14 protein-coding genes are annotated in these 12,982 nt (G+C 71.3%); 8 read left to right on the forward strand and 6 right to left on the reverse strand.

The genetic code is table 11. The annotated features are described in order from the left end of the window. Position 1: 1 nt before the first annotated feature. The 4 genes from AB0878_RS08420 to AB0878_RS08435 all read right to left on the reverse strand — a co-directional run bounded on the left by AB0878_RS08420 (position 2) and on the right by AB0878_RS08435 (position 2,707). Positions 2-601: a maleylpyruvate isomerase N-terminal domain-containing protein gene (locus AB0878_RS08420; RefSeq protein ID WP_366577924.1), complete on the reverse strand. Its 600-nt coding sequence runs from the start codon at positions 599-601 to the stop codon at positions 2-4. Then, positions 504-1,292 (reverse strand): VTT domain-containing protein, encoded by a 789-nt coding sequence (locus tag AB0878_RS08425; protein WP_366577773.1) that lies wholly within the window; start codon positions 1,290-1,292, stop codon positions 504-506. Before AB0878_RS08425 ends, AB0878_RS08420 begins: the two co-directional genes overlap by 98 nt. A gap of 135 nt (positions 1,293-1,427) precedes the next feature. Next, positions 1,428-2,228, reverse strand: coding sequence for a class I SAM-dependent methyltransferase (locus AB0878_RS08430; RefSeq protein ID WP_366577775.1), 801 nt, complete (start codon positions 2,226-2,228; stop codon positions 1,428-1,430). Then, complete coding sequence (locus AB0878_RS08435; RefSeq protein ID WP_366577777.1) at positions 2,207-2,707, reverse strand: DUF2505 domain-containing protein; 501 nt, start codon at positions 2,705-2,707, stop codon at positions 2,207-2,209. Before AB0878_RS08435 ends, AB0878_RS08430 begins: the two co-directional genes overlap by 22 nt. A gap of 25 nt (positions 2,708-2,732) precedes the next feature. Here AB0878_RS08435 and AB0878_RS08440 point away from each other — a divergent pair, with 25 nt between their 5' ends. From AB0878_RS08440 to AB0878_RS08470, 7 genes are all read left to right on the forward strand, one after another. Continuing rightward, positions 2,733-3,794: a UDP-N-acetylmuramate dehydrogenase gene (locus AB0878_RS08440; protein WP_366577779.1), complete on the forward strand. Its 1,062-nt coding sequence runs from the start codon at positions 2,733-2,735 to the stop codon at positions 3,792-3,794. A gap of 222 nt (positions 3,795-4,016) precedes the next feature. Beyond that, positions 4,017-5,189 carry an Ig-like domain-containing protein gene (locus AB0878_RS08445; protein WP_366577781.1) on the forward strand — a complete coding sequence of 391 codons (1,173 nt, stop codon included), beginning with the start codon at positions 4,017-4,019 and terminating at the stop codon, positions 5,187-5,189. A 21-nt stretch (positions 5,190-5,210) separates the two neighbouring features. Continuing rightward, a complete protein-coding gene (locus AB0878_RS08450; protein ID WP_366577782.1) occupies positions 5,211-6,032 on the forward strand; it encodes an alpha/beta hydrolase in 822 nt (273 codons plus the stop codon). 22 nt (positions 6,033-6,054) lie between these two features. Further along, on the forward strand, positions 6,055-7,362 hold the full coding sequence (mshA, locus tag AB0878_RS08455; RefSeq protein ID WP_366577784.1) for a D-inositol-3-phosphate glycosyltransferase: 1,308 nt from the start codon (positions 6,055-6,057) through the stop codon (positions 7,360-7,362). After that, positions 7,359-7,871: a YbjN domain-containing protein gene (locus AB0878_RS08460; RefSeq protein ID WP_220245921.1), complete on the forward strand. Its 513-nt coding sequence runs from the start codon at positions 7,359-7,361 to the stop codon at positions 7,869-7,871. Before mshA ends, AB0878_RS08460 begins: the two co-directional genes overlap by 4 nt. Positions 7,872-7,936: 65 nt before the next feature. Further along, a complete protein-coding gene (locus tag AB0878_RS08465) occupies positions 7,937-8,857 on the forward strand; it encodes a DUF4349 domain-containing protein (RefSeq protein WP_366577786.1) in 921 nt (306 codons plus the stop codon). A gap of 433 nt (positions 8,858-9,290) precedes the next feature. Next, the gene (locus AB0878_RS08470; RefSeq protein WP_366577788.1) at positions 9,291-10,040 is read left to right on the forward strand and encodes a phosphoglyceromutase; all 750 of its coding nucleotides are present in this window, start codon (positions 9,291-9,293) and stop codon (positions 10,038-10,040) included. A 286-nt stretch (positions 10,041-10,326) separates the two neighbouring features. Here AB0878_RS08470 and AB0878_RS08475 read toward each other — a convergent pair whose 3' ends face one another. After that, positions 10,327-11,241, reverse strand: coding sequence for a hypothetical protein (locus tag AB0878_RS08475; protein WP_366577790.1), 915 nt, complete (start codon positions 11,239-11,241; stop codon positions 10,327-10,329). Further along, positions 11,238-11,885 (reverse strand): DNA-binding response regulator, encoded by a 648-nt coding sequence (locus tag AB0878_RS08480; protein ID WP_366577792.1) that lies wholly within the window; start codon positions 11,883-11,885, stop codon positions 11,238-11,240. Before AB0878_RS08480 ends, AB0878_RS08475 begins: the two co-directional genes overlap by 4 nt. Before the next feature lie 86 nt (positions 11,886-11,971). On the opposite strand from AB0878_RS08480, the gene AB0878_RS08485 reads away from it, so the two are divergent. After that, positions 11,972-12,856, forward strand: a complete 885-nt coding sequence (locus AB0878_RS08485; protein WP_366577794.1) for an aldo/keto reductase — start codon at positions 11,972-11,974, stop codon at positions 12,854-12,856. Positions 12,857-12,982 lie beyond the last annotated feature (126 nt).

Raw genomic sequence — 12,982 nt, forward strand, 5'->3', positions numbered from 1 at the left:
GTCAGGGCGCCGCGAGGGGCTCGGTGAGTGCGACCTGGCCCACCATTCGCGCGGCGTTCGGCCGGCCCCAGAGGGCGCGGTAGACGTCGTCGGGTGAGCCGGTGATGGTGAGGTCCGCGGGGCCATCGCCCAACGTCGGCACCTCGCCGGAGCGAAGAACCACCATCCACGCCCGGTCTCCGGTTTCGATCCGCACGACGCCGTCCTGCTGAGCGGCCCGGCGGGGGACGAAGAACGTCAGGAACTCGTCGATCCCGTCCAGCGCGAAGACGTCCGCGTACCGCGTGGCCGGCGGCTCGGGCAGGGCGCTCTCCGCGTCCAGCCGGTGGATCGCCGTCTCGTGCGCCAGGCGCCGCGCCCAGCGGCCGACGGTCAGCAGGCCACCGCCGGGGAACGGCGACCGCACCGGGGTCTCGCCAGGCAGCCGGAGGGCTTCGCGGACGGCGAGGCGCTGGCCGTCCCACCGGCCGAGCGCGTCGGCCCAGTCGGCGGGCGGCAAGGGGTCAGCGGGGCGGTCCGTGATCGCCGCGACCGTGGACGAGAGCCCCGTCACCAGGTGCGTCACCAGGTCGTTCATCGTCCACTTCGGACAGTTGTGCAGGCGCGCGGACGGGCCCGCCGTCAGGGCCGCCGCCTTCAGCCGGTCGGCGTGGATGTCGATCGCCTCGGTCAGGTGCATCGCCCGACCGTAGCCGTCGCAGGCGAAGGCGGCGGCCGAACTCGATGAGGGTGACCAAGCCGAGGCCGAGGAGGAACGACAGGAGCAGGCCCTTCACCGGCTCGTCGGCGAACGTCGCGCCGCCGACCAGGCCGATGAGCACGCTGTAGACCGACCACACGGCGGCGCCGACCGCGTCGAGCGGCATGAAGCGGCGCAACGGGTAGCCGAGGCTGCCCGTCGCCAGCGCGCTCGCCACGCGGCCGCCCGGCAGGTAGCGCGCGGCGATGATCAGCAACGGCGCCTGCCGCCGCACCTGCTCGCGCGCCCATTCGTAGCGCTGCCGCCCCGACGGCCCGCGCTGCAGCCGCGCGATCGCCCGCAGTCCGGCGGCCCGGCCCACCGCGTAGCCGAGGCAGTCGCCGGCCCACGCCCCGGTCGCCGCGACGAGCGCCAGCAGCGCCAGCCGCTCCGGGTCGGGCCCGAGGAGGACCGCGACCGTCACCACGGTCGTCTCGCTGGGCATGAACGGCAGCAACGCGTCCAAGCCCGCGACGGCGAACACGAGCACCCAGAGCCACGGCGAACCCAGCGCGCCGCGCAGCAGGTCGGTGACGTGTTGAAGCAGTTCCACCCGCCCATGGTGATCACCGCAGGTCACCACCGGGTGACACCGCGGGGGTGGGTCGGTGAACAGGTGGGATTCGTACCCGGACGACGCATTCGTACCCACACTGATCAGCCCAGTCGGGCACTCTGTGTAGTCAACTCAGAGCGGGTTCACACTGTCCCACGGCACCGTCAGCTCCCCGAGCCGCCAGCGCTCCGGCCGGCCGAGCAGCGGCCAGCCGCGGTCCCGCAGCAGGCCCACCGCCGACACCCACCGCGCCCGCACGCCGAACGACCGGTGCGGCGCCGCGGCGGCCCAGCAGTCGTCCAAAGCGGACAGGAACGCGTGCACCGGTTCGCCGGGAACGTTGCGGTGGATGAGAACCTTGGGCAGTCGTTCGGCCACAATGGACGGACGATCCAGCTCAGCGAGCCGCATCGACACCGTCAGCGAAACCGGGCCGGCCGCGCCCACGACGACCCACGACGCCAGCCGTCCGATCTCGTCGCAGGTGCCCTCGACGATCAGCCCCTCGTCGGGCATCGCGTCGAGCATCACCTTCCACGCCCCGGCGACCTCGTGCTCGGCGTACTGGCGCAGCACGTTGAACGCCCGCACCACCACCGGCCGCGCGCCCGCCAGCTCGAATCCGCCGCGGCGGAAGTCCAGCCACGGAGGGTCGGCGGCGCGGCGCGCGAACGCCACTCGCTCGGGATCGATCTCCAGTCCGAGCACCCGGACGTCGGCGCGGACCCGGCGAAGCCACCGCTGGAGCTCGATGGTCGTCACGGGTGACGCGCCGTAGCCGAGGTCGACCACGAGCGGGTCGGGCGTTCGCCGCAACAGCCGCGTCACCGCGGGGTCGTTCGCGAGCCAGCGATCGACTCTGCGTAACCGATTGGGATTGGTGGTGCCCCTCGTCGGGGCGCCCACCGGGCTCAGGCGTGCTCGGCCAGCCACGACGCGGTGAAGTCGGCTTCGCGAGCCAACAGGTTCGTCACCTGCTGGGCCACGAACTCCTCGATCTTCCCGCCGAACAGCGGGATCCGCACCGTCACCTCGCCGGACGTCCGGAACTCCACGCGCTCACCGCGTGGCGTCAGGAAGGTCTGCGCGCCGATCTCGCCCGGAACGCCGCTCACGCTGACCTCGACCTGGCCCGTGTACGCGTCGCCGGAGCGCTGCCACACCTGCTTGCGGTGCACGACGATGTCGCCCCGGTGCAGCGCCTGCACGGCCTGGGGGAGGCGCTGCGCGGCGATGCCGTGCCGCAGTTCGTAGCGCACGGTGTCGCCGTCAACAGCATGTGCAAGGAGCGCGGCGTTGTCGCCGCCCAGCTCCTTCAGGCGCGCCCGCAGCGCGTCCTCACCGGACACGGCGGCCAGCACGGCCCCGAGTCCGGCGGAGAACTCGGCACGGTGCTCGATCCGGGATCCCATGGGCCGGACAGTACCGTTAGGCAGCGTGAACCCCGTCGAAACGCCCGCGCCGCCGCGCCTCGCCGAGTACACGACGCTGCGCCTCGGAGGGCCCGCGCGCCGGTTCGTGCGCGCCACGACCAGCGACGATCTCGTCGCCGCTGTGCGCGAGGCCGACGCCGCCGGCGAGCGCGTGCTGCTGCTCGGCGGCGGTTCGAACCTCGTGGTCGCCGACAGCGGGTTCCCCGGCACGCTCATCCAGGTCGCGAACACCGGTTGGACGCGCGACGGCGACGTCGTCGAGGCCGCCGCCGGGCAGGAGTGGGACGCGTTCGTGGCCGGGCTCGTGGCCGCGGGCATCGGCGGGCTCGAATGCCTGTCCGGCATCCCGGGTTCCGTCGGCGCGACGCCGATCCAGAACGTCGGCGCGTACGGCTGCGAGGTCGCGGAGTCGATCGTCTCGATCGAGCTCTACGACCGCGCCGCGCGCGAGGTGCGCACGGTCAAGGCCGACGAGCTCGGCTTCGCCTACCGCACCAGTGTGCTCAAGGGCACTGACAGCGGCGTGGTGCTCAGCGTGCGCTTCCGCGTGGACCCGGCCGGCGAGTCGGCGCCCATCCGCTACGCCGAGCTCGCGCGCACGCTCGGGGTCGAGATCGGCGCGAGAGTCCCCGCCGCCGCCGCGCGCGCCGCGGTCCTGGGCTTGCGCCGCGGCAAGGGCATGGTCCTCGACCCGGCCGACCACGACACGTGGAGCGCCGGCTCGTTCTTCACGAACCCGATCGTCCCGTCGGCCGACGCCGAGGCCGTTCTGCAGCGGATCACCGCGGTCGTCGGCCCGGACGTCGCCGTACCCCAGTACCCGGCCGACGCCGGCGTGAAGCTGTCCGCCGCCTGGCTGATCGAACGCGCCGGCTTCGCGAAGGGCCACCCCGGTCCCGGCGCCCGTGCCTCGCTGTCGACGAAACACACCCTCGCCCTGACCAACCGCGGCACCGCCACCACGACCGATCTGCTCACCCTGGCCCGTGAAGTCCGCGACGGCGTGCGTGACCGCTTCGGGGTGACGCTGCACCCGGAGCCGTTGCTGATCGCCTGCTCGCTCTGACTCGTCCCAACCTCGCGCTGGGCTCGTCACAACCCCGTCACCAGCAGCCGGACCGCGCAACCGCCCGGTGGATGAAACGTCTTGTCGACAAGACGCGGGCCACATGGACTGGGTGAACCCGGTGCCGGCAGGTAACGTCGAGTCGCTCACCGGCGCTGACAGCGTGGAAGCATCCGCCGGTGCGGGGGCCGTCGTGGTCCGAAAAAGGGGAGGTTCACGGGGATGGAACGGCGCACGGTGTTCAAGGCGGTGCTCGCCGCGGGGGCGGGGGCGCTCGCGGCCGCGTGTTCGACCACCACGAACGGCACGGCGCTGCCGCTCGGCGGGAGCGGGGAGGACGGCGGCAAGCCTGTGGACCCGGTGGCGAAGATCACCGCCACGCCGGCCGTCGACGCGAAGGACGCGGACGTGCGCGAGCCCGTGGTCGTGAAGGTGACCTCCGGCAAGCTCAGCGAGGTGAAGGTCACCAACTCCGACGGCGACACCGTCAAGGGCGACCTCGCGGCCGACGGCCTGACCTGGAAGAGCTCCGAATCCCTCGGCTACGGAAAGACCTACACCTACGCCGCCAAGGCCACCGGTACGGACAACCGCCCCGTGGAGCTGAAGGGCTCCTTCGCGACGGTCAACCCGGCCAAGCAGCTGCGCGCCACGCTCAATCCGGCCGACGACGCCCACGTGGGCGTCGCGATGCCGATCAGCGTGAAGTTCAAGGAAGCGCCGAAGGATCGCGCGGCCGTGGAGAAGGCGCTGAAGGTGAAGACCGACGTCGAGGGCTCGTGGGGCTGGCTCTCGCCCACGCAGGTGGACTGGCGGCCGAAGGAGTACTGGCCGGAGAACACGACCGTGGAGGTCGAGGCCAATCTCTACGGCGTCGACCTCGGCGGTGGCGCCTACGGCAAGGCCGACGTCACGACCAAGTTCAAGATCGGCCGCAACCAGGTCGTGAAGGTGAACACCCCCGACCACGTGATGAAGGTCTACCGCGGCGGCTCCGAGTACAAGAGCTACCCGTGCGCCAACGGCCTCGACTCCGATGTGAATCGCAACACGCCCAACGGCACGTTCATCGTGATGTCGAAGGAGCCCACGGCGGTGTTCGACAACGCCCGTTACGGCTACACGAACGTCAACAAGAAGTGGGCCTGCCGCATCTCCAACCACGGCGAGTACATCCACGAAAACCAGGACAACGCAGCCAACATCGGCAAGGCCAACAACTCCCACGGCTGCGTCAACCTGCTGGAAGCCGACGCGAAGGACTACTTCGACTCCGCGCTCATCGGCGACCCCGTGGAGGTGACCGGTTCGCAGCTGTCCAGCCCCACCGGCTCCGACGTCAAGGACTGGTTCTACGACTGGTCCACCTGGAAGACGCTGTCGGCGGCCAAGTGAAGCGTGCTACGAACTGACGTCGTGAACACCGAAGTGGTCGGTACCTCCGGCGTGCGCATCGCGGTGCGCGTCGAGGGTGCCCAGAACTCCCGTCCGATCGTCTTCGTGCACGGCTGGGCCCAGTCGTCGCGCGCGTGGGCGGCCCAGCTGGCCGACCCGGCGCTCACGGAGCGGTTCCGCCTGGTGGCGATGGACCTGCGGGGCCACGGTGCGTCCGACGTCCCGGCGGGCGGCTACGACGACCCGCGCCAGTGGGCCGACGACCTCGCCGCCGTGCTCGACTTCGCCGGCCCCGACGCGATCGTCGTCGGCTGGTCCTACGGCGGGCTCGTGATCACCGACTACCTGCGGGTGCACGGAACCGCACGGCTGGCCGGGATCGTGCTCGTCGGTGCCATCACGGAGATCGGCCGGGGCCGCGAAGGCGGTAAGACCGGATCGGTCATGCGGGCCGCGCTGCCCGCGGCGCTCTCGGACGATCCCGAGGTCGCCGTGCCGGCGTTGGTCGAGTTCAGCCGGGCCCAGGCCAACGCCTCGGTGCCCGGGACGTTCGCGCAAGCCCTGCTCGGGATGTCTTTGGCGGTGCCGCCGGCCGTGCGCGCGGCGCTGTTCAAGCGCGACGTGGAGAGTTCGGAAGTGCTGGCCAAGGTCGACAAACCGGTGCTGGTCGTGCACGGCACGGCCGACCGGGTGGTCGATCCGTCGGCAGCGGAATATTCGGCCGGGAAGATTCCGGGGGCAGTTCTGCGTTGGTTCGTTGATGCGGGGCATCTGCCGTTCGTCGAGGACGCGGGGGAGTTCAACTCCGCGCTGCGGCGGTTCTCCGGGGAAACAGCCGAGTAGCGCACACAGGAGTAGTGACCAGGTGACCATCTCCTCTCTGTCGGGGTTCCGTGCTGCGCCGCGTCGCATCGCGGTGCTGTCCGTGCACACCTCGCCGCTCGAACAGCCGGGCACCGGCGACGCGGGCGGCATGAACGTGTACGTGCGCGAGACCGCCACCGAGATGGCGCGCCGAGGCGTCGAGGTCGAGGTGTTCACGCGCGCGACCTCGTCGGACCAGCCGCCGCTGGCCGAGCTGGCGCCGGGCGTGACCGTTCGCCACGTGCAGGCCGGCCCCTTCGAGCCGCTGGGCCGCGACGAGCTGCCCGCGCAGCTGTGTGCGTTCACCTCGGGTGTGCTGCGCGCCGAGGCGTTCCACGAGCCCGGCTACTACGACCTCATCCACTCGCACTACTGGCTCTCCGGCCAGGTCGGCTGGCTGGCGCGCGACCGCTGGGGCGTACCGCTGGTCCACACCGCGCACACGCTGGCGAAGGTCAAGAACTCACTGCTCGCCGACGGCGACAAGCCCGAGCCGCGCACCCGGGTGATGGGCGAGGAGCAGGTGGTGACCGAGGCCGACTGCCTGGTCGCCAACACCCAGGTCGAGGCGCGTCAGCTCGTGGACCTCTACGGCGCCGATCCGCACGCGGTGCACGCCGTGCCGCCGGGGGTCGACCTCGACCGCTTCACGCCGGGCTCGCAGGCGCTGGCGCGCGACGCGTTCGGGCTGCCGCGCGACGCCGTGGTGCTGGCGTTCGCGGGCCGGATCCAGCCGTTGAAGGCGCCGGACGTGCTGCTGCGCGCGGCCGCCGAGCTGCTGACCCAGCGGCCGGAGCTGCGCTCGAAGCTCGTGGTGCTCGTGGTCGGGGGGCCGTCGGGCACCGGTCTGGAGCAGCCGCAGGCGCTCAAGGAGCTGGCGTGCACCCTGGGCATCCAGGAGCAGGTGCGCTTCCTGCCGCCGCAGCCGGGGCAGAAGCTCGTGAACGTGTTCCGCGCGGCCGACGTGGTGGCCGTGCCGAGCTACAACGAGTCGTTCGGGCTCGTGGCGCTGGAGGCGCAGGCCTGCGGCACGCCGGTGGTGGCCGCCGAGGTCGGCGGGCTGCCGGTCGCGGTGCCGCACGGCGTGTCGGGACTGCTCGTGCCTTCGCACACGGCCACCGACTGGGCGGACGCGCTGGCGGCCGTCGCGCTGCGTCCGGAACGCCGGAGTGAGCTCGGTGCCAACGCCGTGCTCCACGCCCGCCGCTTCTCCTGGAGCCGCACCACGGACTCGCTGCTGGAGATCTATGCTCAGGCGACCAAGGCGTTCCGCGGGGCGCTCGAAACGCGGGCGGAGGTGGCGGTGTGAGCCTGGACGCGACGATCAAGTCCACTTTGGACGCCGCCGAGCTCAAGTACGACCGGCGTGGCGAAGGAAAGTACTTCGTGACGTTGCCGGGGACCAAGAAGCTCCAGACCAACTGCTGGCTCGTGGACGGCGACCACGCGTTCTCCGTGGAGGCGTTCGTGTGCCGCCGCCCGGACGAGGCGCACGAGCAGGTGTACCGCTTTCTGTTGCAGCGCAACGCCCGGCTCTACGGCGTGCACTACACAGTGGACAGCATCGGCGACATCTACCTCGTCGGGCGCTTCGGCAAGGAGACGGTGACCGACGCCGAGCTGGACAAGATCCTCGGGCAGGTGCTCGAAGCCGCAGACGGTGACTTCAACACGTTGCTGGAGATCGGGTTCGCGTCGTCGATCAAGCGCGAGTGGGACTGGCGCGTGTCGCGCGGGGAGTCGCTGGCGAACCTCCAGGCGTTCAAGCACCTCGTGGCGCCCGAGAAGCCGCACGAGCCGGGCTTGACCGAGTCGTGACTCGGGCCGTGCAACGCCGCTGAGGCCGGGGTCCGTCCGTCTGCCACCCGAGTGGAGGAGGACGGATGAGGACTCGATGGAGATGGGTGCCGGCCGGTGCCGTGTTGCTGGTGGCGCTGGCGGGGTGCACGGCGAACGAGCCGAGCTCGACGGAGGCCGACAGCGGGGTGGCGGCCGCGCCTCAGCAGGGCTTGGCCGAGAAAGCCGCGCCGGCCGTGCCCGCACCGGGAGCGCCGGGGGCTTCCGGTGCTTCGGCCAACGCGCCGGCGGTGGGAGCCACGGGGACCACCGACCGCAAGCTCGCGCGGAGTGCACGGCTGGACCTCTCGACCCCGAAGCTCGACGACGTCGTGTCGCGGGCTCGGGTGATCGCGACCGGAGCCGGCGGGTACACCGGCCAGGAGAGCACGCTGGAGTCGTCCGCGACCCTGAGCCTCGCCGTGCCCGCCGAAAAGCTCGACGGGGTGCTCGACCAGCTCGCCGGGCTCGGCAAGGTCACCAAGCGCGAGCTGAGCTCCCAGGACGTCACCGCCCAGGTGGTCGACGTGGACGCGCGCCTGGCGACCCAGCGCGCGAGCGTGGACCGGATCCGGGCGTTGCTGGCGAAGGCGACGTCGATCTCCGAGATCGCGAGTGTGGAGAGTGAGCTCACCACCCGCGAGGCCGCGCTGGAGTCACTCGAACAGCAGCAGAAGGCGCTCGCGGGAAGCGTCGCGATGGCGACGGTGGCACTGTCCGTGACCGCAGAGGTCGTGACCGGTCCCGGGCAGACATCCGATGACTTGCCGGGCTTCCTCGCGGGGCTTGCCGGTGGCTGGGACGCGTTCCTGACCTTCGGCGGCGGCTTCCTGACGGCGCTGGGGGCGATCGCGCCGTTCGCCGTGGTGCTCGGGATCCCGGCCGGGGCGGTGTGGTGGTGGGTGCGCCGGCGGCGTCGTACGCGGCCGGCGGATGACGCGGCTGTCTCCGCCGGACCTGCGGGATAACGGGAAAGGCGGGACGGCTCGAGGGAGGGGGGAGTCGCGATCTCGAGCCGCCCCGCTGAAGTTCCCGCCGATCAAGGACCCGGTGACGAGGGGGATGCCAACGGGGCCGGCGGGCCGCGGCTCGGCAGGGGGGAGACGAGCCGCGGTCATAGCCCGCCGTCAGCCGGGGAGTGCGTGGAATCCGGCTGAGCGGGACATGCCAAACCTGTCAGATGTCCACCTGTAATCACAAGACTACTCGTTACTCCATTCGAGTGAACTTCACTCAGCGGGATAACAGCGCGCAGCACATTGCACCCAATTCGCGGCTTGTTGACGGGCTGACTTCTGTTCGGGTGAAGGTGTTACTATGGAGTAACACACTCTCTGTAGAACATCGTTCAAGCGGGACTCACCAGTCACGAACCTGGTCCGCTCTGGCAGGCTGTGGGCCATGGCCGAACTTGGGACGCTGGTGCTGCTGCGTCACGGACAGAGCACGTGGAACGCGGAAAACCTGTTCACCGGATGGGTGGACGTGCCGCTTTCGGAGACGGGCGAGCGCGAGGCTCGCCAGGGTGGCCAGCTGCTGGCCGAGGCGGGGCTGCTGCCCGACGTGGTGCACACGTCGCTGCTGCGCCGCGCGATCGGCACGGCGAACATCGCCCTCGACGCCGCCGACCGGCACTGGATCCCCGTCAAGCGCGACTGGCGGCTCAACGAGCGCCACTACGGAGCGCTGCAGGGCAAGAACAAGAAGCAGACGCTGGAGGAGTTCGGCGAGGAGCAGTTCATGCTCTGGCGCCGCTCCTACGACACCCCGCCCCCCGCCATCGACCCGGCCGACGAGTTCAGCCAGGCCGGCGACCCGCGCTACGCCAACCTCGGCGACAACGCGCCCCTGACCGAATGCCTCAAGGACGTCGTCGAGCGCCTCCTGCCGTACTGGGAGACCGCGATCGTCCCCGACCTGCGCGCGGGCAAGACCGTGCTGGTCGCCGCGCACGGCAACTCGCTGCGCGCCCTCGTCAAGCACCTCGACGGCATCTCCGACACGGACATCGCCGCCCTCAACATCCCCACCGGCATCCCCCTGCGCTACGACCTCACGGACGACCTCCAGCCCATCAAGCCGGGCGGCCTCTACCTCGACCCGGAGGCGGCGGAGGAAGCCGCCGCCGCGGTGGCGAACCAGGGCCGCTGAGCCCGCTCACCCACGGACGAAGGGCCATCGCGCGAGCTGCGCGGTGGCCCTTCGGCTTATCCGGAGGGTCGCGCGGGGTGGTGCGGGTGTCGGGCTCAGGGTTGCCGGCCCGACCGCGGGCCGCGCAGGCGAGGCCGCCCGTCGTGCGGAGGTCAATGCCGCGGAGCCGACCGGCGCCGTGACCTGTGGTCGCGGCTGGTGCGAACCGTGGCGGGCGAGCTTCCTTCACGACGAAGGGCCATCGCGCGAGCTGCGCGGTGGCCCTTCGGCTTATCCGGAACCGGCCTCAGGCCGCGTTCAGCGGATCGATCGCCGACACCTTCCAGCTGCCGTCCGGTTGGCGGGCGAGGGTGAGGCGGACGGGGATGGTGCGGTCCTGCGGGCCGCCCTGTTGCTGGGTCGAGACGACGGCGTCCAGGAGCACCGTGGCGGTTTTGCCGTCCGCGGAGGTCGACGACACGGCGGCCGCGGACTGGGGGTTGAAGGAAGCCTTGGCGCCGCTGTTTTTCATGCTGTCGACGGTGGTCTGGCGGGTCGCGCGGAACTGCGTGAGCAGTGGGTCGACGGCGATGCTCTCGTAGCCGTCGTACACGGCGTCGGCGTTCTGGGCGTCGACGGTCAGCAGGACCGAACCGGCGTGGCGGGCGGCGGCGAGGGCGGAGTCGCGTGTGACGGCGGGGCGCGGGGCGCCCGGGTCGGCCGGGGGGCCGAGGGTGCCGCGCGGGTTGAGGTTCAGGTCGCTCACGCGCCAGTGGTCGCCGGCGGGGGCGGCGGTCACGAGGACGACCGCGAGTGCCGCGTTGGTCTTGCCGTCGGGGGTCTGGCTCTGCTGCTTGATCGCGGCGAGCACCGTGGCCCCGCTGGGCGACAGCGACGCGACACCCGAATCGACCACGTGCGTCTGCGTCTTCACCGCAGCGGTCTTGATCTGCGCGAAGGTCTGGTCGAACTGCGTGCGCGCGTTGCCGGTGAAGTACTCCTGCTCGTTCTTCGCCACCGTGGCCGTGTCCGTGGAGTCGAAGCTGAACACGGTCTCCACGGCCTTCTTGATCCCCGCGGACGCGTCGCTGGTGGCCTTCGCGTCCACGTAGGCCAGGTTGGCGGGCTGCGGCGGAACCACGGCCTTCCCGCCCACCGCCGAGCTGCACCCCGCGGACACCAGACCGAGCAGGGCCACCGACACCACGACACCACGCCTCACAGCAGACCGGCCTCCTTCGCGCGCGCCCCGGCCTGGAACCGCGACGTCGCCCCCAACGCTGCCATCAGCTCCGCGACGTAGCGCCGGTAGGTCCGCAGGCCGACGCCCATCGTGCGCGCCGCGGTCTCGTCGGTGCAGCCCGACAGCAGCAGGTCCAGCAGCCGCGGCGTGTTCTGCCGCAGCTCGGCGAAGCGCGTTTCGAACGCCGCGAGATCCGTCGACGAGCGCCACGCGGCCTCGAACAGCGACGAGATCCCGTTGACCAGGTCGGGTCGCGAAAGGACGGTGTAGCTGCGCCCGTCGGGCGTGACCTCGGCGGCGAGGATCGCGAGGCGGCCGTCGAGGATGATCGTCTCGTTGATCTCGCGCTCGCTGATGCGGATCTGCGCGCCCAGCGAACGCAGCAGGCGCAGGTGCTCGACGCTCGCCTCGTCCAGCAGCACGCTCGGCAGGTAGATCTTGCGCGCCCGCCGGCCCTGCAGGTCCGGCACCGCGCGCACGCCGGTGCCCGGGCGTGAGGCGGCCCAGGTGTAGAGGGTGTTCGCGGCGCACGCGATGTCCGTGGCGCTGCCGAACAGGTGGGCGGTGCGGTCGAACAGCTCGCGTTCGCCGCGCACGGTCACGACGTCGTCGACTCGAGTCACGCGTCCCAGTGTCCCCCCGATGAGATCCGGTGGCAGCTTCCTGCCAATCCGGGCGCCCCGAACCCCGCCGGGACACGCTGGAAGTCATGCCCCAGACAGCACTTCCCGCCGCAGCCGCCGGCACGTGGCGGCTCGGTTCCCTGACCGTCAACCGCCTCGGCTTCGGCGCCATGCGGCTCGTCCCGTTCACGGGCGGCACCAGCGCCGACCGCGAGCGCGCCCTCACCGTCCTGCGCCGTGCGCTCGAACTCGGCGTGAACCACATCGACACGGCGGCGTTCTACTTCACGCCGGAGTTCTCCTCCAACGAGATGATCAACACCGCCCTCTCGCCGTACGCCGACGACCTGGTCCTGACCACGAAGGTCGGTCCCGGCCGCGACCCGTCCGGCGAGTTCCTGCCCTTCGCGCGCCCCGACCAGCTGCGCGGCCAGGTCGAAGAGAACCTGCGCCAGCTCGCGCGCGACCACATCGACGTGGTCAACCTGCGCATCGGCACGGGCCTCGGCCGCGGCACGGGCTCCATCGCCGAGCACTTCGGCGCGCTGGCCGAGCTGCGCGAAGCCGGTCTCATCCGCGAGCTGGGCATCTCCAACGTCGGCCCCGAGCACCTCACCGAGGCGCTCGCGATCGCGCCCGTGGTGTGCGTGCAGAACCAGTACGGCCTCACGGCCGTCCGCGAGGACGACGAGCTGCTGCGCCTCTGCGGTGAACACGGCGTGGCCTTCGTGCCGTGGTTCGCCGTCGCGAGTGGACAAACCGACGAATCCGGGGTCGAAGAGCGCGTGGCGGCCGTCGCGAAGCGCCACGACGCCACATCGGCCCAGGTCCGTCTCGCGTGGACGCTCGCGCAAGGTGATCACGTGCTCGCGATCCCGGGCACGGGCAACCCGGACCATCTGGCACAGAACGTCGCCGCCGCGCAGCTGCGCCTGACGGCCGACGATCTTGCCGACCTCGACGGAGCGTGAACATCCTGCGGGAAGGTCTCGGGAGGGTGAACAGGGCCTGACACCAGGGCGAACATGTCGCCCGTAGGTGTCACGCGCCTCACGACCGGGCTTCCAAGACTGGTCCGAAAGGCTACCGGGATGCTT

The organism is Amycolatopsis sp. NPDC047767 (genome assembly GCF_040704195.1).
Lineage (GTDB): Bacteria > Actinomycetota > Actinomycetes > Mycobacteriales > Pseudonocardiaceae > Amycolatopsis.